The 21,639-nt window shown below is 47.6% G+C and carries 17 protein-coding genes; all 17 read left to right on the top strand.

Annotated features, from left to right (window positions below; genetic code table 11):
* Window positions 1-3 precede the first annotated feature (3 nt).
* Window positions 4-2,745, top strand: a complete 2,742-nt coding sequence (locus NE473_RS25805) for a VirB4 family type IV secretion system protein (RefSeq protein ID WP_172682310.1) — start codon at window positions 4-6, stop codon at window positions 2,743-2,745.
* A gap of 11 nt (window positions 2,746-2,756) precedes the next feature.
* Complete coding sequence (locus NE473_RS25800; protein WP_006777417.1) at window positions 2,757-3,404, top strand: substrate-binding periplasmic protein; 648 nt, start codon at window positions 2,757-2,759, stop codon at window positions 3,402-3,404.
* Between the two features lie 6 nt (window positions 3,405-3,410).
* Window positions 3,411-3,662 (top strand): hypothetical protein, encoded by a 252-nt coding sequence (locus tag NE473_RS25795; RefSeq protein WP_006777416.1) that lies wholly within the window; start codon window positions 3,411-3,413, stop codon window positions 3,660-3,662.
* Complete coding sequence (locus NE473_RS25790) at window positions 3,659-4,645, top strand: hypothetical protein (protein ID WP_022033463.1); 987 nt, start codon at window positions 3,659-3,661, stop codon at window positions 4,643-4,645. Before NE473_RS25795 ends, NE473_RS25790 begins: the two co-directional genes overlap by 4 nt.
* Before the next feature lie 66 nt (window positions 4,646-4,711).
* Entirely contained in the window at window positions 4,712-5,059 is a 348-nt protein-coding gene (locus tag NE473_RS25785; RefSeq protein WP_242866259.1) for an Mbov_0395 family pilin-like conjugal transfer protein, read from the top strand.
* A gap of 79 nt (window positions 5,060-5,138) precedes the next feature.
* A complete protein-coding gene (locus NE473_RS25780) occupies window positions 5,139-5,453 on the top strand; it encodes an STAS domain-containing protein (protein ID WP_022033465.1) in 315 nt (104 codons plus the stop codon).
* Window positions 5,454-5,480: 27 nt separating this feature from the next.
* On the top strand, window positions 5,481-9,254 hold the full coding sequence (locus NE473_RS25775; RefSeq protein WP_055652142.1) for a hypothetical protein: 3,774 nt from the start codon (window positions 5,481-5,483) through the stop codon (window positions 9,252-9,254).
* Between the two features lie 40 nt (window positions 9,255-9,294).
* Window positions 9,295-9,600: an STAS domain-containing protein gene (locus NE473_RS25770; protein WP_006776994.1), complete on the top strand. Its 306-nt coding sequence runs from the start codon at window positions 9,295-9,297 to the stop codon at window positions 9,598-9,600.
* 21 nt (window positions 9,601-9,621) lie between these two features.
* Window positions 9,622-11,358 carry an MATE family efflux transporter gene (locus tag NE473_RS25765; protein WP_242866260.1) on the top strand — a complete coding sequence of 579 codons (1,737 nt, stop codon included), beginning with the start codon at window positions 9,622-9,624 and terminating at the stop codon, window positions 11,356-11,358.
* Window positions 11,359-11,374: 16 nt separating this feature from the next.
* On the top strand, window positions 11,375-12,220 hold the full coding sequence (locus NE473_RS25760; protein WP_055652144.1) for a formyltransferase family protein: 846 nt from the start codon (window positions 11,375-11,377) through the stop codon (window positions 12,218-12,220).
* On the top strand, window positions 12,210-13,826 hold the full coding sequence (locus NE473_RS25755; RefSeq protein WP_055652154.1) for a SpoIIE family protein phosphatase: 1,617 nt from the start codon (window positions 12,210-12,212) through the stop codon (window positions 13,824-13,826). Before NE473_RS25760 ends, NE473_RS25755 begins: the two co-directional genes overlap by 11 nt.
* Window positions 13,823-14,230, top strand: a complete 408-nt coding sequence (locus tag NE473_RS25750; protein WP_006776989.1) for an ATP-binding protein — start codon at window positions 13,823-13,825, stop codon at window positions 14,228-14,230. Before NE473_RS25755 ends, NE473_RS25750 begins: the two co-directional genes overlap by 4 nt.
* Window positions 14,231-14,273: 43 nt before the next feature.
* Window positions 14,274-15,194, top strand: a complete 921-nt coding sequence (locus NE473_RS25745) for a M48 family metallopeptidase (RefSeq protein ID WP_022033471.1) — start codon at window positions 14,274-14,276, stop codon at window positions 15,192-15,194.
* Between the two features lie 26 nt (window positions 15,195-15,220).
* A complete protein-coding gene (locus tag NE473_RS25740) occupies window positions 15,221-19,618 on the top strand; it encodes a hypothetical protein (RefSeq protein WP_055652146.1) in 4,398 nt (1,465 codons plus the stop codon).
* A gap of 193 nt (window positions 19,619-19,811) precedes the next feature.
* On the top strand, window positions 19,812-20,795 hold the full coding sequence (locus NE473_RS25735) for a hypothetical protein (RefSeq protein ID WP_055652147.1): 984 nt from the start codon (window positions 19,812-19,814) through the stop codon (window positions 20,793-20,795).
* Between the two features lie 180 nt (window positions 20,796-20,975).
* Window positions 20,976-21,284 (top strand): 50S ribosomal protein L21, encoded by a 309-nt coding sequence (gene rplU / locus NE473_RS25730; protein WP_022033474.1) that lies wholly within the window; start codon window positions 20,976-20,978, stop codon window positions 21,282-21,284.
* A gap of 16 nt (window positions 21,285-21,300) precedes the next feature.
* On the top strand, window positions 21,301-21,591 hold the full coding sequence (rpmA, locus tag NE473_RS25725) for a 50S ribosomal protein L27 (RefSeq protein WP_002603749.1): 291 nt from the start codon (window positions 21,301-21,303) through the stop codon (window positions 21,589-21,591).
* The last annotated feature ends 48 nt before the right edge of the window (window positions 21,592-21,639 follow it).

Below are 21,639 nucleotides of genomic sequence, written 5' to 3'. Positions count from 1 at the left end.
ACCATGAGAATTATACCGAAAAAAACAAAAGTGTCCATCGAGTTCTTTAAAGGTGTCGATATCATTGACCTGATAATAGGTATGATCGGCGTCTTTCTGGTGGCCATGGTTGTGATGTCATCGCTTCCCTTTAAGCTTCCCCTGACTATGGTGCTCATTATTATCTTCGGCGTCCTTTTGGTTCCCATTGACGAAGATAAAAACTATGAGGCTGTTCTCTACATTCTCCGCTATTTTGCCCATCCGAAGGTGGTAAAGAGAAATACGGAAAAGGAGAGCGGCCAGGAGACGGCAGAGGCCAAAGGAAAGGCGAAGAAAAAATCAGGAAAGAGCGTAAACGTAGAGGATGTCATGGCGTTTACGGGAATTAAGGGAAATGAAATCCTGTACGGCGACAGCTACGTTGCCTCCGTGATCGGGATATCGCCGGTGGAATTCCGCTTCATGGCGGAAAAACGCCAGGATTATATGATAGAGAGGGTGTTTGGCGCTGCGCTCCGCATGGTTACCGGAAGTAACCGGGGCGCCTCCATCGTGAAGGTGGAGCGGCCGATTCTCTATGATGAGACCATCCAGTATGAATTCCAGAAGATGGAGAGCTTAAAGGAAGCATTTTATAACGATATCATTAATGAGGAAGAGCTGACGACGAGAGTCGAGATTATCTATGACCGGATTATGGAGATCGAACGAATCAATTTTGACGATAAGGTCTACGACTCGTTCCACTACCTGGTTCTATACGATAAAAACAGCAAATCCCTAAGTGATATGACCAGGTCGGTCCTTCAGACGCTGGATGGCGGCGGCCTTCCCGTAAAGCTGTTAGATGAAAAAGAGCTTGCGGTATTTTTAAAATACAATATGACGAGAGATTTCGATGAGCGGGAGATCGAGACGCTGAAGCCGGAGGAGTATAAGGCGTGGATCATGCCGGAATGTGTGGAATTCGGGACGCGCACGGTAAAGATCGACGATGTGGTCACCCACAACTTAAAGATCGTCAATTATCCCACAGAGGTCGGCAATGCCTGGGGACACAGTATTTTTAATATGGAAAATACGAAGGTAATCATGAAGCTGACTCCTGTAGACCGTTTTAAGGCCGTGCGTAATATTGATCGCTCAATTGACGAGTTAAGGGGGCAGGAAGCGAATACGAACAAAGAGAGCCGTTTAATCGAGCTGGCTGGTCATATTGAAACGCTGCAGAACTTGCTTTTGATGCTTCAGAGTGATAATGAACAGTTATTTAACGTCAGCATCTATATGACGCTCTATGATTATGAGGAAACAGAGAGGCGGCTTGGGAAGAATAAAACAGAGGGAGAGCCAGTTCAGGTCAGCGATATGAAACGGCGTGTCAAGCGGCTTTTGGCGGAACAGTCCTTTCGTACCAGCGATATGTTCCTTCGTCAGTTTGAGATGTTCGTGGGTTCCCAGGTATCCAGATATGATCCTTTTGCTAAAAAGGCCAGAGGTATACACTCCAACTCAGTAGCAGCCGTTTTTCCGTTCGTGTACAGCCATATCCATGACAAAGGAGGCTTCCGCATTGGTCATTCTGCCGGACTTCCCGTGTTTATTGACTTTTTCGTCCGTGACAGAAACCGCGTGAACAGTAATATGGTCGTCATAGGTAAATCCGGAGGCGGAAAATCCTTTGCCACGAAGATGATGCTGACCAATCTGGCGGCGGAAAACAGCAAGATTTTTATTCTGGATCCGGAAAATGAGTATACGGCTCTGGCCAAGAGCCTTCACGGTAACTGGATTGACGTGGGAAGCGCCACACAGGGCCGCATCAATCCCTTCCACATTATCACGGCCCTGAACGATGATGAGAGTGGGGAAGAAGAAAACAATGTAAGCTATGCAGTCCATCTTCAGTTCCTGGAGGAGTATTTTAAACAGATTCTTCCCGGAATCGATACGGATTCCATGGAATTTTTAAATAATATCGTGATTCGAGTCTACGATGAAAAGGGGATTGACGAGACTACCAATTTAAATCTCCTTGGGCCGGAGGATTACCCTACCTTTGATGATTTATACGATAAGCTTCTGACAGACTATCAGGCATCAGACAGTGATTATATGAAAAACCACTTAAGAGTGTTAATCAGCTATATTTCGAAGTTTTCCACAGGAGGAAGAAACTCTCATTTATGGAACGGTCCTTCTACCCTGGATGTGAAGGAAAACTTCACGGTATTTAATTTCCAGTCCCTTCTGGCCAATAAGAACAACACCGTGGCCAACGCTCAGATGCTGCTGATTCTGAAATGGCTTGATAATGAGATCATCAAGAACAGGGATTACAATGAGAAGTACCATGCCAGCCGGAAAATTATTGTAGTTGTGGATGAAGCTCACGTGTTTATCGATGAGAAATATCCAATAGCACTGGATTTCATGTTCCAGCTTGCAAAACGAATCCGTAAGTATAACGGTATGCAGGTGGTCATCACACAGAATGTAAAGGATTTTGTGGGAACGGAAGAACTGGCAAGAAAGTCTACGGCAATTATTAATGCCAGTCAGTATTCCTTTATCTTCCCGATGGCACCGAATGACATGCACGACTTATGCCGTCTGTATGAAAAAGCAGGAGAGATCAACGAAACAGAGCAGGATGAAATCGTGAATAATGGCCGCGGACATGCGTTTGTAGTAACGTCACCGGCCAGCAGGAGCAGCATTGAGATTACGGCTGACGACAGCATGGTGCGTATGTTTGAATAGAGGGAGGCTTCATGAAACTCAAATGGAGAATGATAACAGCTTTGGCGCTCCTGGTTCTCTCCATGTGCGGGTGTATGCGTCAGGAGACGGAAAGTCAGGTGATACGGCTGGCCGTGGAGAGCGGCGGAGAGAATCTGTCCGGGCTGACGGAAGAACTGTCCAAAGCCTGGAACCGACCGGTGGAGATCGTCTCTGTGGCAGAAGACCGGTTGTTTGATGAGATTTCTCAGGGCAACTGTGATGCGGGAATTGGCTTGCCGGAGCGCGAAGAGAGAATAAAGATTGGTATCTGGTCACTGGCTGTAGGAGAGCCTGCTAACGCTGTGGTGATTGGGAATCAGCCATACCGGTACAGTAAGGAACTGGAGGGAAAGAAGATCGGTTATCCGGCTGGATTTCCGGAAAGTCAGCTGGTTCTGTCCGGAGGATTACAGCTAAACAGTTATCAGAACAGAAATTCCATGGAGCAGGATCTGGTAAACGGCGTACTGGATGGAATTATGCTGGAGGGATCGGATGGAGAGGTATTTATGGAGGAACACAGCGGCAGCGGTTATCTGATCTCTCAACTGAAGGATCAGCCAGTCCTGTCCAGATATTTATACAGCAGCAGTATGGATTTGATACGTTTGGCAGCAGGCAGAAAAAAGGGAGAGTGACAGACAATGGCTTATTTTGACGATCCGGAGAATCGAAAAAACTGGGAGAGAGAACTTCGGCAGATGAAGGTGGAAAAGGCCCGGCGTGCCGGAGGTTATGAGAGCTCGGTGAAACGGGCGGAAGAGTCTTATCGCAGAGCGGTTACCTTTGAAGAACTGATGGCCATGGAGGGGATCGGTACCGGGAATGCTGTTTCTAAGAAGAGTATGGAAAAAGGGTTGGAAAAGCAGAATCAGATAGAAGGACGAACTTTATGAAAGGGCGGGGCATTTTTTTTGTTTCCGTGTTCAGTCTGCTGACAGCCTTCAACGCTTTTGCACAGACAGAAACGGTTTCGTCCTCTGCAGTACAGGATCATCTCGTTCAGGGCTATGATTCTGCAGCTAAGATGTATACACAGACCTTTGCGAATAAAAAAACGTTCCGGACAAACGTTCCGAACCGTATGATAACCAGCCGCAGTGTAGTGATGGAGTTTGACACTGGGGAACTGATTTATACGCTGACCCGGGATGGGGAGGCGATGGCATACGAGTCAGGGCAGATTATTACTGAGCCGGGCTACTACTGTCTGAAAGCGATGGCACTTCCGGAGATTCTGGCAGAAGACGTTCCGGAACCGACGATAGACCAGCTTTATGGCGAGGCGGCAATGCCGGAGTTTACTTTATATGAAGATGACAATGTCTATCAGAGCTGTTTTTATTTTTTTATTCCGGGAAAAGCAGAGAACCGGCTGGATTATATCAATGCACCGGAGGGATATCAGATTGGATATGTGGAAAAAAACGGACAGCGTGTACCTGGAGATTCGCCTGACTGGCAGCGGCTGAAAGAAGATGGAAGCTACCGTTTTTTATGGAATCCGGTAAAGGAAGGACTGCCAGTCTGTGAATCTGTCCTTGTGCGGGATACGAAGGCGCCGTTCCTGGAGATCGATGGTGTAAAGGATGGCGGGTACTCGAAAGGAGGCATTTCCGTCTATGCCGATGAGGCGGACATTACCATCAGGGTGACAGACGGAAGCTTCTCCTGGAATTTAGACGGTTCTAAACTGGAACGGCCGGGGATTTATGAGATTACGGCAGTTGATGCGGCTGGAAACCAGAGCAGGTACGGAGTCGTTATAGACATGGATATGACATGGGCAATGGTTCTGGCTGGGGCTGCTTTAGCAGCGGCAATTGGTGCATGTATCTGGTATATTCATGTTCAAAAAAAGAAAATTCAGGTTCGATAGCATGTAGCGAACGCTTAAGCGGTTCGTTCACATAGATTAAAATTTAAAATACGAGGAGGAACAAGTATGTTTCAAAATTTATTCACGAAGGTAATGATGCAGGGGCGGTTTATATTTGCAGCTTCAACTGAAGGTACAACGGCAGGTACGGTACCGGATTTTACGCAGGCGGTGAAACCGATTGTCGATTTCATTAATGCCTTAAAGGGGCCGGCGTTAACTGTCGTGATTGCCTTAGCAGCAATTTACTGTATAATTCTGGGCGCAAAGTTTGCAAAGGCAGAAGAGCCTCAGGAAAGAGAGAAGGCAAAGGCTGCTTTAAAGAACGGAATTATTGGTTTTGTCCTTATTTTTGTACTTCTGGTTCTGTTAGGCGGAGTAAGCGATTTGTTAGTAAATTGGGTAAGTAAGTAAGTAAGTAAGGGCAGAATAGAGGTATGGCGCAGGAACCCTGCGCCATACTTGCTAAAATACGAAGACTGAGGGGACGCAGATGGAGATTTTAAGAGAGAAAAACGGACAGAAAGAAGTAGTTACATTAGTTGGAAAATTTGACACCAATGCGGCCGCAGAGATGGAAAAGATACTGCTTGACTGCATTGGAGAAGGTATTGCCTTAGAAGTTGAGATGGCTCAGGCCAGTTATATCTGCAGCGCAGCGCTGCGTGTGTTTTTAAAGACCCAGAAGGAGATCAATAAGCTTCCGGGAAGCAGTATGGAGATTCTGCACTGCAACCAGGGGGTAAAGGATATTTTTGAAATTACCGGATTTTCAGGAATCCTGACGATAAAAGAAGACGAAAAGTAGAGGAACAGGAAGGAGGCGGAGGTTTCCATGAAAAAAATAACAGTTCAGATGACTGCTGTGATATGTGCACTTTCTTTAACAGGCTGCAGTTCTCTGTTTGGGATGGCCACACCGCCGCCGCCGTTTCCAGATGATTTTATGATTGTGGATGGGTCCGGCGTGGATTTGTCGGACCCTGCCTCCATCCAGGCTGCTTATGACCGCCATATCCAGTCGCTTATGCAGGCCGATTACGTGGGGAATCCGGCGTTTTCCAGCCAGATCAGCGAGATTGTTTCAGCAAAGCCGGAATGGTCCAGAAACTTCCAGAATTTTCAAATCGTAGATTACGATATGGACAACGATATCCTTGTCTATGCCTATCAGACCACTCTGCTCGCCCAGGACGGGGAGGACTACAGCGCGCCTGCGGTGGAGGTAGCACCGGTTGATTACAGCATCGATACAAAGGTGAAGAAAGAAAACGAGAAGCTGATAGAGCGGGACTCTAAGGTGAAGGAGGAATACGGCGGGGCGGTCAGCGATGATAAGAAAAAGCTGATCAGTGCAGTGGGAACCTACCGGTGGAAGGATGACGATGGAAAGGTATTAAAAGAGAGCACGATTTTCTGGGATACCGATGTTCCGGCCAACAAAGCCGTTGTCTCGGAGCTGGGAGTGGGAAATAAGAACCTGATTGTGAAGCTGGCGGATAACGGGCAGTTGGTCATCTGCTATAACGATGAGCTGCTTTTCTACCAGTATGGCGATGTTGAGGTCAATGTGACGAAAGACGGGGCGGTGACAAAGGAGATCAGGAAGACGTATACTCCGGTGTTAACGAAGAATGCAGGAGAATGGATTGGGAATAAGGAATCTGCCCTGGCCTTTGATATCAGAGCAATTAAAAGTGCGGCCAAAGGAAAAGGAGGCCTTTTCAATGAGATTGTCAGCTATGATGTCACATATAAGCTTGATGCGGAAGATGTAAAGACAGCGAGGAATAATGGAGTCGAGGCTCAGCTTTATCGAATTATGGATGAATTTATTGCAGAGCTGGATGAGGAAAAGATGAAAGCGGAGTGGGAACGTACGTATGATGAGACTTTAACGAAAACAGAGTCCGATGGCGGCAAAACTGTTAACATCACGGTGTATCCCGATTACAGTCGATATCTGATCGAAGCCATGAAGGAGTATGGCAAAAAGAATGGGTATGAGATGACGCCCGGCAGCTGGAATCCGGATAACCGCCGGACTTTCGAGGCCGCTTTTGTATATCATGGAGTAACGTATCATTTTAAAGTTACAGGAAAACGTTCGCAGGTGTCTTCGGAGCTGGCCGCGGATCAGGAGATAACGCTGACCGATATGGAGATATATCCGACTAAGAACACTTATCAGCTCTATGATGACGGCGATCAGCAATATCTGGCTGTTTTTCAATTTCGTACAGAAGAAAAGAAAAGTACAGAGGAAAACGTGGAAGCAGGCCCGGACAGCAATGCAGATGATACCGCAGATTACAGTGTGGATGAAAAGATGAATGCGGAGAATCCGGCGGTTTATACAGTCGCTGCCGCTATTTTCGGTGCTACAAGAGATAAGTATATGGAAAGCAACATTTCCGTGATTCAGATCACCAATAACCAGGATATGCTGCAGGCATTTAAAGAGGAGAGAGAGAGGATTCGGCAGGAGATTGCAGCCAGGCGTACGTCGTTTCAAACGGAGGTAAAAACCGGAGCGGACGTCCAGGTATCAGAGCGCAATGTGGAGGATATTTCTCTGATTCTCGATAAATGGGACAAGATTTTTGAGCTGCAGCAGGAGATAGAGGAAAAGAGCAGCGCCCTAAAGGAGCAGGCAACCGCATCAAATGCAGAAAAAGGAGAAGGTGACAGCTCTGAAGAAGAGAAAGCGTTAAAAGCAGAAATCGAGGAGCTGCAGCAGGAAATAACCGCTCTCTTTCAGGAGATTACAACGGCTCCCCGGTCGGTGAAGATTACATACAGGGATACCGTGATGTTTCAGCCGGATAAGCCGGAGAATATGGTTATGACACTAAGTGGGGAAGCGGTGGAAGCACTTCGGAGCGCCGCAGGGCTGTATGAGGAGATTCAAAGGACGCAAGGTAAGCTTGATACCAGCTTCGAGGCATTTAGAGAGGCATATAACAGTGCGTTGACGCCGTATTACAGTGCGGCACTGGATAACTTATGGCTGAAAGAGCAGGAGATGGATGATGAAACAAAAACGGCTGTAGAGTTCCTTCGCCGGACACTTTTGGAAACTGCGCCGGACAGCGAGACATTGAAAGATATTTCCGCAGTTTTAAATAACAGAGAACTCTTAGACTGGCTGGAACAGACGGAAAGAAATCTGGCACAGGCTTCCGGCTTTGCAGAGTCAGTTACCTATCCCGCCGTAGAAGCAGTGATAGATGGGCAAACCGTGAAGAAAGATCCATACAGGGATGGTTATACCGTTTATATGGATAAGGTAACTGCAATGAAGGAGCATTTGAAGGTAATGACAGAACAGTCCCAGCTTCTTGCAGAAGCCAGAAAATCGCTGGGGGAGCTGGAATCTCAGATTAAGCTGGAACGTCGTGATGATTTGACCTTTGATAATCAGCAGTCATTTCTTTTAAAACAGTGTGACAGGATGCAGGAGCTGATTCAGCAGGTAAACCAGGGCGCCAATGACAAGGTAGTAAACGATGCCAAAAAGGAACTTAAGGAGACTGCATGGAAAATCGGCTTATCTCCGGGAATTGGAGACAACTCGGTGCTTAAGCTCGATTCAGCACTGCTGGCAAGAGCGGTCTATCTCAAGAAGACTGTGGTGCAGCAAATTGACAGCGGAAAGAATCCCTACATTCTAAACCGCATCAGCCACTCCAGGGTGGCTATGACGGATGGAAACTATGTCACACTGCTCAATTTCAAAAATGGTGATATAGAGACAAATAAGGTTGATAAGACTGAGGATTTTAAAAATTACAGTCTGGTAGAAGACTCCTGTATGGGCGGTGGAGAGGGGGCAGTCTATGCAAACGCGGATACCGATTATAAGAAAAAATGTATTGTTGATATTAACCAGCTGGTAGGGACTGAACTGCCTGCCGCGGGAGGGTCTTCCGTCTACCTTATGTACAGTGGAACCGCACTGGCAGATGACAGACTGGGCAGCACCGTTAATTTTACAAAGGGGAATACGTATGTTTGTATGAATTCTCTTGGTAAACCGGCAGATACCGTATATAACGTATCCAGCTACTCATTTTATTATAAAAGAGCATTTCTCGAGTATGCAAGCAGTCAGAAAGTTGAGAAAAAAGACCAGGAAAAGGTCAGTACAAACTTAGATGTCGAAATGGATGAGCTTTATGGAAAAGCCAAAGCGACAGAAGAGTTAAAGACAGACACAGAGTTTTTAAGCCAGGAGCACACGATTATTCTGCCTCAGAAAAACCGCTATGACAATGACATATATTTTCTCAATATTTCCCTTCAGGAAGGGGTAGTGTTGTATAAGTACTCGAAAGCCTATTCGACTTCTGTACCCAAAATGGAGGTGGTCAGACGGATTACCGACGAAATGAATTACAGAGGAGGAAAGATGGGAGGCAGCTACTTCAGAGGCTGGCTGAAAGAGAAGAGAGCCAATGGAAAGGTTACGGGATACGACCTGGTTCTCCTGGGCTTCAGCAAAGAGGATACGCTGACCGAGGTGAACGGAGTGAAGGAGTACAGAAGCATTGTGCCGGATGATATTTATCAGGCCCATCTGTATAAGATTAGTATCCCTAAGCCGTAATAGAATCATTGGCGTCAAATAACGGATTGGAGAGAGACGTATGGAAATAATAAAGGAAAAAAATGGAACAGCAGTGACGATGTCCCTTCAGGGCAGGCTGGATACGGCTACCGCGCCGCAGATGGAGGCAGAACTGAAAAAAGATATGGAGGAGGTGACCCGGCTTATTTTAGATATGCGGGAGCTTGAATATCTTTCTTCCGCAGGGCTTCGGGTTATCTTAAATGCGCAGAAAATGATGGGTAAGCGGGGGGGCATGGTGGTCCGCCATGTCAATGAAACAATTATGGAAGTGTTTGAACTGACCGGTTTCAGCGATATCCTGACGATCGAGCAGGAATCATAAGCATGGAGATGAGATTTCATCATGAATAAGGATAAATTTACAGGGCCGATGTATTTCAAACTGTGGTGGCCGGCCATGTTCTCCTCCGTGGGCTGGGCACTCAGCGATATGGCGGATGCCGTTGTAGTGGGGCAGAAGCTGGGAGCAACGGGGCTTGCCGCCATCAGTCTGATTCTTCCGGTATACATGTTTAACTGCATGATGGCCCATGGATTCGGGCTCGGCGGTTCTGTGCGGTTTTCAACGCTTTTGAGCAAAGGGAAGGAAGCAGAGGCAAACCGTCACTTTTCAGCAGTGCTGGAGCTGGCGATGGTGTGCAGCATCGTGACGGCAGCGCTGGGGATTCTGTTTCTTGACCAGCTGCTTGCGTTTCTGGGAACTACATCTTCAGACGGGAAACTGTTTTATGCGACGAAGGACTATCTGTTTATCCTGGTTCTGTCAACGCCGCTGTTTTATCTGTCTAATATTCTTAATTATTTTTTGAGAAATGACAGTTGTCAGAGGCGGGCTGGGATTGGTTCCGTCATCGGCAATATCACGGATATTGGCTTAAATATCATTCTGGTATTGGGGCTGGGACTGGGGACTGGGGGAGCGGCGCTGTCGACCTCCATCGGACAGATAATTGCCATTGTGGTCTATCTGCCGGGGCTGTATGGGAAGGAGTCTCATCTGACTCCCAAACTGCTAAAAAGGCTTCCGGTGAAGGATGTGATGAAGAGTCTGCGTTCCGGCTTTGCCACCTCGGTGCAGTATCTGTATCAGATGGTGTTTTTCTGGCTCTGCAACAACGTTCTGATGCGGCTTTCCGGGGAAAACGGTGTGGCTGTATTCGATCTGATACAGAATACCTCTTATCTGATTCTCTATCTCTATGAGGGAACCGCCCGGGCCGTGCAGCCAATCCTTTCTACCTATTACGGGGAACACAATGTAAGCGGGCGCAGAAATGCGGTGAGACTGGGATTTGCCTCGGGCATCGCGGTGGGCACACTTCTGATTGCAGCAGTAATGGTGTTTCCGAATGCGTTCTGCAGGCTGTTTGGCATGACGGAAGTAGCGCTTGCCTCCATGGCGGCGGAAGCTCTGAGAATATACTGTGCAGGAGCCTTTTTTGCTGGAATCAGTATCTTGACCTGTAACTATTACCAGTCCTGTGAGCGGCTGAAGGCGGTATTTTTGATTGAAACCATGAGAGGAGCCGTGGTGCTGCTTCCCTGCACTCTTTTGTTTGCGTCCTGCGGTATAGAGAAGTTCTGGCTGCTGTTTCCCGCGACGGAGATCGTCTCGCTGCTTATTTTCCTCCTGTGGAGAAGATTCAGTCATTACATCGTTGATGACGGGGATCCGGAGCGGGTATTCCAGTACACCATCTCAGGAAGTGTGACAGATTTGACAGAGGTATGCGGGCGGATTGAAGATTTTTGCGTCAAATGGAATGCCAGCGCCGGGCAGAGGTATTTTGTGGTAATGACGGTTGAGGAACTGGGGATGGCGATTTTGACAAAAGGCATGAAGGACCGTGATGACGGGTATATTCAAATCACGGTAATCGCTGCCGAAAACGGAAAGTTTAAACTATATTTAAGAGACAATGCATGGAAGTTCAACCCGTTTGAGATGGAGACGAAACGTGCGAATTCAGAGGATGAGGTCTTCATGGATTCGATGGGAATCCTCGTTTTGAAAGAGAAGGCGGAGGATTTTTATTATCAGCGGTATCAGGGGTTTAACTCTCTTGTTCTGACGATATAGCAGAGAGGTGTGAAAGTTGAAGATTGTATATTTTGGAACAGATGTTTTTCTGCCGTGTTTTTCCTACTTTGTGCGAAACCATCAGGTTCTGTCACTGTATACGTATCACAATGATGAGGATTGTTTTACTGAGTACGGTATCGTGAAGGAAGCAGAAAAATACGGCATACCGGTGCATTACGAGGACATGACGGCGGCTGAAACGAAAAGACTGTTCACAGAGGAGGGCTGCGGACTCTTTTTCTCCGCGGAATATAACCGGATTCTTCCGGTGCCGGAGGATGTGACTGCCTTTCGCGGCATTAATCTTCACAGCTCTCTTCTGCCGGAGGGCAGGAGCTACTATCCGATTGAAGCTGCCATGGAACGGGGGTTTTTGGAGAGCGGTGTCACCATGCATAAGATGACGGCTGCCCTGGATGGCGGCGATATTCTGGACCAGTCCAGTGTAGAAATCACGGAGGGAATGGACAGTATAGACGTCTATCTGCGGTGCAGATCGGAGGCAGAGCGGATGGTACAAAAACTGATGGCTGACTTCGAGCCCCGGTGGGCGGCGGCCCAAAGGCAGGAGGAGCCGAAAAAGCATCCCTACTGGAAGCGGCCCTCTGATGAGAAGCTTACGCTTACTCACGATATGACGAAATCGGAGGCAAAAGCGTGTTTTCGCTGCTATAACCAGATGACACAGGTGAAGATTCATGGAACCTGGTATTACGTGCGCGCACTGGATACGGGAGAGACGAATCTGGAGCAGGATGTAATCGCAGTCAGGAAGGATCAGGTATTGTTTGGCGTGTCGGATGGGCACCTTCGTCTGATTCTTTGGGAGAGAAAGTGTGGTATGCCGGATGAAACGTAAAAAAATGAAATTCCGTCTGCAGCCTAAATTGATCATGGGGCTGGTATTCATGGCAGTGGTTCTGGTTCTGGCGCTTACATCGGTTGTAGTTGTAGTGTACCGGGGGCAGATGGAGGAACAGTATGGCAAGGTGGCCTTCGATGAAGCCACTATCGCGGCAGAGATGATTGATGGAGATATGGTTGAAAAGTATTACGCCACAGGTGAAAAGGATGCGTATTACGAGAAAGTCGCAGCGGCTCTCCTGCGCGTAAAGCAGACCATAGGGCTCAAATACTTCTATGTGGTTGTCCCCGAGGAGGATGTCATGGTATACATCTGGGATGTGGGGGAGGAAGGCGAAGAGGGTGTGCGCAGGCTGTTGGATACAGATTCCTATTACGGCGGCGGCAACGAGGTTATGCATGCCGCGTTCTCTGCAAATGCGAAGAGAAATATCCTGTTTACGCGAAATGAGGAATACGGTTATCTGGCCTCTGCCTATGTTCCGATCTTTAACTCGGCTGGTGAGCCGGTGGCGCTCTCCAGCGTGGATATTTCCATGGAAAAGATTAACCGGGATATCTACCGGTTTGTATGGACAGCCGTTTCCATAGCAGGCCTTGCCATGTTTGTATCCATCATCGCATATTACTACTACATTCGACGCATTGTCATCAGGCCTGCGGAGGTGCTGCATGATGCCGCCTCTGCGCTGATTAAAAATGACATGGACGATCTGGAGAACTTTTCGATCAGCGTAAAGACGGGGGATGAGTTTGAAGAACTGGCGGATGCCTTCCAGTTTATGACGGTGGAGCTTTCGGAATATATTAAGAATCTGACCGTGGTTACCGCAGAGAGAGAGCGGATCGGTGCGGAACTGGATGTGGCGACTCAGATTCAGTCCTCCATGCTCCCCTGCATTTTCCCGGCGTTTCCGGACCGGAGAGAGTTTGACATTTATGCCACCATGAACCCGGCTAAGGAAGTGGGGGGAGATTTTTACGATTTCTTTATGGTGGATGAGAGGCACCTCGCCATCGTTATGGCGGATGTGTCGGGAAAGGGTGTGCCGGCTGCCCTGTTTATGGTAATCGGCAAGACGCTGATCAAAGACCACACCCAGCCGGGACGGGATTTAGGCGAGGTGTTTACAGAGGTGAACGACCTTTTGTGTGAGGCGAACAGCGAGGGGCTGTTTATTACTGCGTTTGAGGGTGTGCTGGATTTGGTAACAGGAGAATTCCAATTCGTCAATGCAGGACACGAAATTCCGTTTATCTGTAAAAGCGGCGGTTTCTATGAGCCTTATAAGATACGCGCCGGATTTGTGCTTGCCGGTATGGAAGGAATTCGATATAAAGCGGGAACCATGCAGTTAGAGCCGGGGGATAAGATATTCCAGTATACCGATGGAATTACCGAGGCGATGAACAGCAGAAATGAACTCTATGGAATGAAACGGCTGGAAGAGACTTTGCGGAAGAATGTCTATAAGGCGCCGATGGAGCTGCTTCCGGAGGTAAAAGCAGATATTGATTCATTTGTGGGGAGTGCAGTGCAGTTTGACGATATTACGATGCTGTGCCTGGAGTACAGGGCACGGATGGAGGGCATATCTTGAAAGAATTGACGATCAGTGCAACGATTGAGAATATTGAACGGGTAACCGATTTTGTAAATGAACAGTTAGAGAGCCTCGGATGTTCCATGAAGGCCCAGATGCAGATTGATATTGCCATTGACGAACTGTTCGGCAATATCGCCCACTATGCGTACCACCCTGAAAACGGATTTGCCACCGTCAGAGTGGAGGTGATGGACAATCCGATGGCGGTAGTAATCACTTTTATGGATAACGGCGTTCCCTACGACCCGTTAGCCAATGAAGACCCGGATATCACGCTGTCTGCAGACGAGCGGGGAATCGGCGGTCTGGGAATCTATATCGTGAAGAAGAGTATGGATGAAATTACATATGAGTATAAAGATGGAAAGAATATACTGAAAATCAGGAAGAACTTTTAAGAAAACTGACGAAAAATACATGGAAAGTACGGAGGAAAAGAATATGGAAATAACGGAAAACATCGAAAACGAAGCTGAAGCCGCCAGAAGCCCGGGGGAAGTGAAAAAAGAGATCCGCAAACTGCGGCATAAGGCAGAGCGCCCCCTCTACTGGATCTTGTTTGTGATGAATATTCTGATTTTGCTGTGTGCGTTTGTCTTTACCATGGCAATGCAGAGTTCAGATCTTTCCGGGTTTATTGACGATCCGGATATCATCGAACTCCTTCAGACCATCAATGGCGGAATTGTCTTTTTCTATCTGGCTTATGTTATCATTGCTTTTCTCTGTGCGTTTTACCAGCTCTATGCCAGTGAATTATCTTATGCGATTAAGGTCACTCCGAGAAATTTCCCGGAAATTTATGAGAAGAGTGTGGAATTTTCTAAGAATCTGGGGATGAAGAAAGTTCCTGAGGTTTATATCCGCCAGCAAAACGGCATTCTGAACGCATTCTCTGCCTGGGTGATTGGGAAACGGTACGTACAGCTCAATTCGGAAATTGTCGATATTGCCTATATGGAGAATAAGGACTTTGATACGCTTTACTTTGTTATGGCTCATGAGTTTGGACATCACTATTTTAACCATGTTACCCTGGCCCATTCCTTCAGCATCCTGCTCCCACGCATTATACCGATTCTGGGGCCGCTTTACTCCCGCAGTCAGGAGTACACCGCTGACCGGGTCGCCCAGGTATTGACAGAATCCACGGGCATTAAGTGTATGGCTATGCTGTCCGCGGGACGCCACCTCTATCCATATGTGGATGCAGAAGATTATCTGGAGAACATTTACCGCCATCCCAATGTCCTGGAACGGCTGGGCCGGTGGATTGTCAACCTTACCGTAGATCATCCCATTGCTCCTTTCCGCGTTGCTGCAATCGTGGATCCAGAGCAAAAAAGCGGACGTCTTATATAAAAAATTATAGAAGGGTGGAATAAATTATGCTAAATCCAAATGAATATCTTGACATGCTCCCGATGCTTGCGGAGTTTGCGAAAACCAGACCAGACGCATGGAAGAAATTTGTGGAAGAAAGAGATAAGCTTAGTACTGCAGGACAATACAGGGGACTTCGGAAAGATATGTATGAGATCAAGGGCAGTAATGTTGAAAGTATGCTGTCAAATGTAGTGGCGAAAGAATTAGATATACGAAACCCGAACCGGCCGAATAAAATTGCTCAGATTTCTAACACGCTTTTTGTTACAGCGGACTTATCTATCAATAGTACATATGGGGCCGAGGAGGCAATGAACCTGCGGACTTATAAGAATATGGTTAAGAGTATCAGTGGTGAAAAGAAAGAACTGGCGGAATTCCTCATCGCCTGTTATGAAGAAGTGCTGACCATGTCATTTGCGTATGCGGAAGACGTCGACATTAGCCAAAAAATGAATGGTTTTGATCCTTTAGGTGAGATGACGAGCAATCTGGGTGAGTTTCAGAGCGCAGAAATGTGTTTGGCCCAAATGTTTATTCCGCTTATACAGGGCGAGGACATCCAGATTCATCAGATTCATTTGGAGCGGGAGAAAAGCAAAGGGCAAGACAGTAATGAATATGAAAGCAGGGAAATGTACAGAAACAGAATCCGGGAGGAGCGAGGAAAGATTATTTATGCGGCCGACCACTCCAACATCCCAGCTGATGCAATGGCAGTTGATCTCTTTAATTATAATTTAGTTTTCGAAAAGGTATCATCACGCCCGGAGTTTCAAAAATTCCGCGGTATTACAGCGGATCAATTGTGCGACTTTGATTATCGCCACAGATTAGCTCAATCAGGAGAGTACAGGCTGCCAGACCGCATGGATTTTCAGATTAAAACGAATGAAATTATCGATCCTGCCGCGTTTGTGGAGTTTATGGAAAAGAAAACCGAGCCAGAAAGAAAAGCACTGGTTGAGTTTTATAATACAAATAGTGCAAAAGCGAAAAAAGGAGATGATATATATTATATATTTAAATCTTACTCCAGTCTGCCTGAAGAGGTTCAGACAGGCTGTAAAGCTCTGGTTGGATACATGGAATACGGCTCAACCTGGTATAACGATAATATTGGCTGTATGATTCAGAAAGAGACGCATCAGCTTTTAGAGGAAGCCGGCCTTGACTGGACAGATATGATTTTTATCGGAGATAAAAGCCTCCGTGAGATCGTAGGCAGTCAATACGACGATATGCCGAAGGAGCTGGCAGAGAAAGAAAAGCAGGCCAGAGTAACGGCGGCAGTGATTAAGGCGGAGGAGCCGGTATCCTTTGGAGTTATGGAAAAGGCTCCTGACGAAAAAATAAGACTTGCCCGCGTAATTCCTGTATATAGGGATGTCCTTCCCTTTCAGAAGACGGAAGCGGAAAAAACGGCGTACAGGAAAAAACAGGAGGCATTGAATGCATCCCCGGTATTTGCCGAACAGGAGGCGGCTATCCGGTGGAAAATGAAGGAATACAAACCGGCTTACAGTAACGCATACACAGAGAATCACGTCAAGCCGAGCGGCAGCGATACCCTGAAATATATGACGGGTGGACTGGACCCGGAATCATTTACCAGTATATGGCATGGGTATGTCCCGTTGGCATTTAACGAGTTGAACAAGCCGGGTAGAGTAAACAGCCTTACCAATGAGATAGACCGGAAGGCAGCGATGAAGTGGAAGGCCCTATACGATGAGCAGACCGATCCAAAGAAAAAGGATACGGTCAAGGCAATGTATGAGCTTCAGCGGTGTGGTGTAAGAAGAACGGAGCCAACCAGAAGCCACGGAAGCTTCTTCGAATCGATCCTCTATCTGAACATAAAGGCGAAGCATCCGGAGTACCACATGAGCGATATCATGTGCACAGACCGATGTGAAAACCAGGAGCTTGCGGACAAAATCAGGCTTGAAAAGGAAGCAATGGGCCCTCAGATCATGGCAAAAATGGGAACGACAGAAGGACTTGCCGATGTCATGAAAGTCTGTATGAGGACGGTGTCGGGGCTTGATCTGGGGCGCGAAGCTGATTATGCGGCGAAGATTCCGGAAACACTGACGGTGGAAGAACGGAAGGAACTCTGTAAGCGGCCGGAATACGAGGGGGCCAGGGCCGGATTCTTCGTCACTCTGGGAGGGGCCATACAGGGACTTACACAGGGGCTGGAATCGGCTGGAGGTTTCACGAAAAAGGTACCTCCCGTAAAGGTGACAAATGAAAACAGAGCTGTTTTCAGTAAGTATCCTGAAGCACTGAAGCTGAGGGAAAAAATCGGGGAGCTGTCGGTGCAGGAGCTGGCAGAGTTTAACCACGCCGTAGAAGCCGTCATTAAGGTGTCGGATCTAAACCGCAATAAAGCACAATTTATGGGAGATACAAAACGGGATCAGATCTCCGATGCAGAGCTGGCTGCCTGCGCCGAGGCGACGATCTTAAATGAACAGCTGGAGGAGAGAGGAAGGATTGGGGGAAAGAAAATTGCTACCGGACGTGCCGGAACGCTTCTTCCGCTGGTGGCGGATATTCCTTCGCAGGAACAGCCGCGCATGATGAGAGGACATCTTCCTGAAACACTGAAGGAGGCGTATTTTAATGACGAAGGAATAAAAAAGAAACTGACGGATGATGCGATGGGAGCGATGCCAAACATATCGAAGGAAGAAGAATCCGTTTTGCGCTACTTGTCGACGCCGGAGCCGGAGCGGAAGTTCAAACCAGAGGCGGTTCCGGCTCATCCTCTTTATGATATAACGAAATTCAGCAAAACAGCAACACTGCCGGAAGATGTAGTTATCAGAATGCAGGAAGAAAACGCCAAACGGGCGATCGTAACCAATACGGTTTTAACTTTTCTGGAAGAGCATAAAATAGATAATCCGGGCGATACGAGAGACTTTAGCGGAATGATAGATACAAAAGGGCTTGATAACGCACAAATTGAAGAAAAGACAAAACTGGCGCTGGAGGACTATTACAGCGGTGACCCACAGCGGAGAAAAAAGGTTCTGGATGAATTCTATAACCGTGCGGAATCATTTGATCTGCGCAGCCTGGATTTATCGCTGCTTACTACAAATCCGCCCAGGGATCCGGCGAAGAGAGCGAAAAGTGCAGAAGATTTAGTCCGTCTATATGAAGTCGTGGTTTATGATCAGACAAGAGAGACGAAACTGAAGGAAAATCCCGAATATAGAGCTGACAGATATTCAGATCCGGAAAAACATGCTCAATATGTCCATTTGGAAAAAGGGTTGAAAATGGTTGCTCCATACTTCTATCAGGTGGTGTTTGCCAACAGCGGTTACGATCAGGCCTTGAAAGTTCATGATGTAAAGATGATGCGGGCATCTGTGCTGCCGGAATGTACAGCCAGTATGATTGTGGAGACCAAGCGTTTTTACGACCGTGCTGCCCACATGGAAGGGAAAAAAACGGATGGAGTCCTTCCATTTGTGGCGGTAAGCGAGATGGAAAACCTGCTGGACGTCAGGAAGAATCCGGAAAGAAATGCTGCGGGACTGAGCGCTCAGCTGCGGACCCTGTACATTTCCGAATTCCAAACCGATAAAAAAGAGTGGGAGAAGGGCGGGATTACACAGCTTTCACAAATTTTCTTTATAGATGGCAAGACTGCGGAAGAATACTGCGGAAACCGTTTTTCTAATCTGCCGGAACAGGAAAGAGAGAAAAGGATCGAAGCAGAAATTATGACGGCAATCGCGTCAGGAGAACATCACGTTGATATTGCCACCATGTCTCCTACGAAGGAGGGAACTTTAGATATACAGATGTATTCTATCAAGGCGGATCTCCACGCACTTGACAAAAAACAGAGAGAGAAAGAGGGAATGTTTGCGAGCCTGATCTCCAAGAAAGCGGACAAAACCTGGAATAACGATAAAGACAGGGCGTCCAGGCTTGAAAAAGAACAGCAAAATCTGTCAGAGAGAATGGTCTCTACGATTCAGAGAAAGATTCAGGAAAAGGATGAACTGGCCAGGCAGTCCGCAGGGGCAGAAGTAAAGCAGGCGCCCCAGGCACCAGCAGCAGGGGTAGAAGTGAAACAGGCACCCCAGGCACCAGCTGCAGGGGCAGAAGTGAAACAGGTGCCTCAGCAATCATCTGGCGGGAAAACGGCGGTGAAAATTGCAAGCACGCTGGAAGAGATGTGCAGCATCCAGAAGAACGCGGATCAGGCTCAGGCGCTCCAGAAGGCAGAGAAAGCACCGGCGGCGCCAGAAGCTGCAGCCAAGGCAAACATACCCGGACGAACAGAGCTGAAACTGGATCTTACAGCACCAGTCGCGAAAACTGGCGAAGTCACGGCCAGTCCAGAGAAAAGTAACAAAAAAACCATCTAAAGGAGAAGGTAGCTCTGCGGCAACGCCTTGTCGCAGATTGGCGTGCAGCAGACATCACGGTGGGCTGCGGAGGCGGTTATTCCGGCGGAGGCCATGGGGGCGGAAGCCGATAGAATTGGCTGTTGGCTGCGGTTACGGCTTTAAGCCTGAACCGCAGCCCAATAATAGAGAAGAAAAAGGGAGATATAGTATTATGAAGAGACGAGAATTTAACTGCAAAAAACTGATGGTACTGGGTGCTGCACTCTGCCTTGGGCTGACGGCCTGCGGCGCGAAGACGGCAGCGGAATCACAGGGCTCAGGAGCGTCACAGGAGGCAACGGAACCGCAGACAGTACAGGAGTCACAGACAGTGCAGGAAATAGAGACTGCAGAGGAACCGCAGGAGGCGGCCGGGATGCAGATTACGATGGAGCAGGTGATCGAAGCCAACAGTACGGAGAAACTGCTCAGCCATTATCACAGTGCTTATGAGGTTTCTCCAACTATGAGGCGGTATGTGGAAACTGAGTTCCGCTATTATAATGAAGACGGAGTTAAGGAAGAGATTCAGATGCCGGATACGGTTTACGGCTTATATGACGGCCAGTACTGGGGACAGCTTACGCCGGGCGGCGTATGGAATTCTGACAGTGAATATTATGCTTATTTTGGGCTTGACCATGAGGCCACCGCATTGGAGGAGATAGAAAAAATCGAGGATAACGGCGATACGCTTATGCTTTACACGGTGCTGCAGCCAGACAGTCTTTCTGCGAAGAAGGATACGCTTGGGATTGATTACCGGGACGGGGACTGGATTGAATGTTCCTATAAGCTGGATTCGGAGACGCTGGCGATTCTGGAAACCGAAAATGTGCAGTGTCATGCGGATGGGACAAAGGAAGAGCCTTCCACGGTAACCGTTACATACGATGCCCCGCGGCCGGAAGGCGCTCTGGCACTGCTGGAACGGCTGTCGGATAAGCAGAACCTGCGGACTATTACACTGATTTTGAATCCTGGCACAGAAAAAGAGAGCAGCGATAGTGTTTACGTACAGAAGGGAGAAGGTGTAATGCTTATAAACCCGGAAGGGAAGACGCTTGAAGTCTTTAAAGATTCTGCATGTACAGAACCGTATACCGGAGGGGCTGACACCAATAAAGATCTTACTATTTATGGCCGGTTTGAGTAAGAGGATAATCTCCGGGCCACTGAATTTCTTATTAACAAAAAAATGTGAAAACGAATAAAAAACTTGACATACTTTTTAAATAATGGTATCCTGACAAGGTATGTGCCGCTCAACGAGGTCTTAAGCGTCCGGCTGGCCGGACCACCGAAATTGGCGAGTAAAGAAAACAGGAGGTGCCATATGTACGCAATTATCGCAACAGGTGGCAAGCAGTACAAAGTATCAGAAGGTGACACAATTAAAGTTGAAAAGCTTGGTGTCGAAGCAGGAGAAACAGTAACATTTGATCAGGTTCTGGTTGTGAACAACGGCGAACTGGCAGTTGGCTGCCCGACCGTAGCAGGCGCTACCGTAACAGGTACCGTTGTAAAGGAAGGCAAAGCAAAGAAAGTCATCGTTTACAAGTATAAGAGAAAATCCGGCTATCACAAGAAGAATGGTCACAGACAGGCTTATACACAGATCAAGATCGATAAGATCAACGCTTAATAAGGGGGACTGACAGATGTTAAATATGAATCTTCAATTTTTTGCACATAAAAAAGGTGTTGGATCCACAAAGAACGGCAGAGACTCTGAGTCCAAGAGATTAGGGGCCAAGAGAGCAGACGGCCAGTTCGTTTTAGCCGGCAACATTCTTTACAGACAGCGCGGAACTCATATTCACCCGGGTATTAATGTAGGCCGCGGCGGAGATGATACCCTGTTCGCTACAGTGGACGGCGTTGTCAGATTTGAAAGAAAAGGCAGAGACAAAAAGCAGGTTTCTGTTTATCCGAGAACAATCAGCGAATAATTAACTGGAATCCCCGTGCCTGTCATGGGGATTCTTTAAAAGGAAAAA

The sequence above is a fragment of the Hungatella sp. SL.1.14 genome (assembly GCF_024460495.1).
Lineage (GTDB): Bacteria > Bacillota > Clostridia > Lachnospirales > Lachnospiraceae > Hungatella > Hungatella hathewayi.
Note: the sequence above shows the minus strand (reverse complement) of the source record. Positions and strands in the feature narration are given on the sequence as shown.

Coding starts and splice junctions, on each gene's coding strand:
- NE473_RS25800 (WP_006777417.1), top strand. CDS start 2,757: ATGAAACTCAAATGGAGAATGATAACAGCTTTGGCGCTCCTGGTTCTC.
- NE473_RS25755 (WP_055652154.1), top strand. CDS start 12,210: ATGAAACGTAAAAAAATGAAATTCCGTCTGCAGCCTAAATTGATCATG.
- NE473_RS25735 (WP_055652147.1), top strand. CDS start 19,812: ATGAAGAGACGAGAATTTAACTGCAAAAAACTGATGGTACTGGGTGCT.
- NE473_RS25775 (WP_055652142.1), top strand. CDS start 5,481: ATGAAAAAAATAACAGTTCAGATGACTGCTGTGATATGTGCACTTTCT.
- NE473_RS25790 (WP_022033463.1), top strand. CDS start 3,659: ATGAAAGGGCGGGGCATTTTTTTTGTTTCCGTGTTCAGTCTGCTGACA.
- NE473_RS25785 (WP_242866259.1), top strand. CDS start 4,712: ATGTTTCAAAATTTATTCACGAAGGTAATGATGCAGGGGCGGTTTATA.
- NE473_RS25740 (WP_055652146.1), top strand. CDS start 15,221: ATGCTAAATCCAAATGAATATCTTGACATGCTCCCGATGCTTGCGGAG.
- NE473_RS25780 (WP_022033465.1), top strand. CDS start 5,139: ATGGAGATTTTAAGAGAGAAAAACGGACAGAAAGAAGTAGTTACATTA.
- NE473_RS25795 (WP_006777416.1), top strand. CDS start 3,411: ATGGCTTATTTTGACGATCCGGAGAATCGAAAAAACTGGGAGAGAGAA.
- rplU (WP_022033474.1), top strand. CDS start 20,976: ATGTACGCAATTATCGCAACAGGTGGCAAGCAGTACAAAGTATCAGAA.
- rpmA (WP_002603749.1), top strand. CDS start 21,301: ATGTTAAATATGAATCTTCAATTTTTTGCACATAAAAAAGGTGTTGGA.
- NE473_RS25745 (WP_022033471.1), top strand. CDS start 14,274: ATGGAAATAACGGAAAACATCGAAAACGAAGCTGAAGCCGCCAGAAGC.
- NE473_RS25805 (WP_172682310.1), top strand. CDS start 4: ATGAGAATTATACCGAAAAAAACAAAAGTGTCCATCGAGTTCTTTAAA.
- NE473_RS25765 (WP_242866260.1), top strand. CDS start 9,622: ATGAATAAGGATAAATTTACAGGGCCGATGTATTTCAAACTGTGGTGG.
- NE473_RS25770 (WP_006776994.1), top strand. CDS start 9,295: ATGGAAATAATAAAGGAAAAAAATGGAACAGCAGTGACGATGTCCCTT.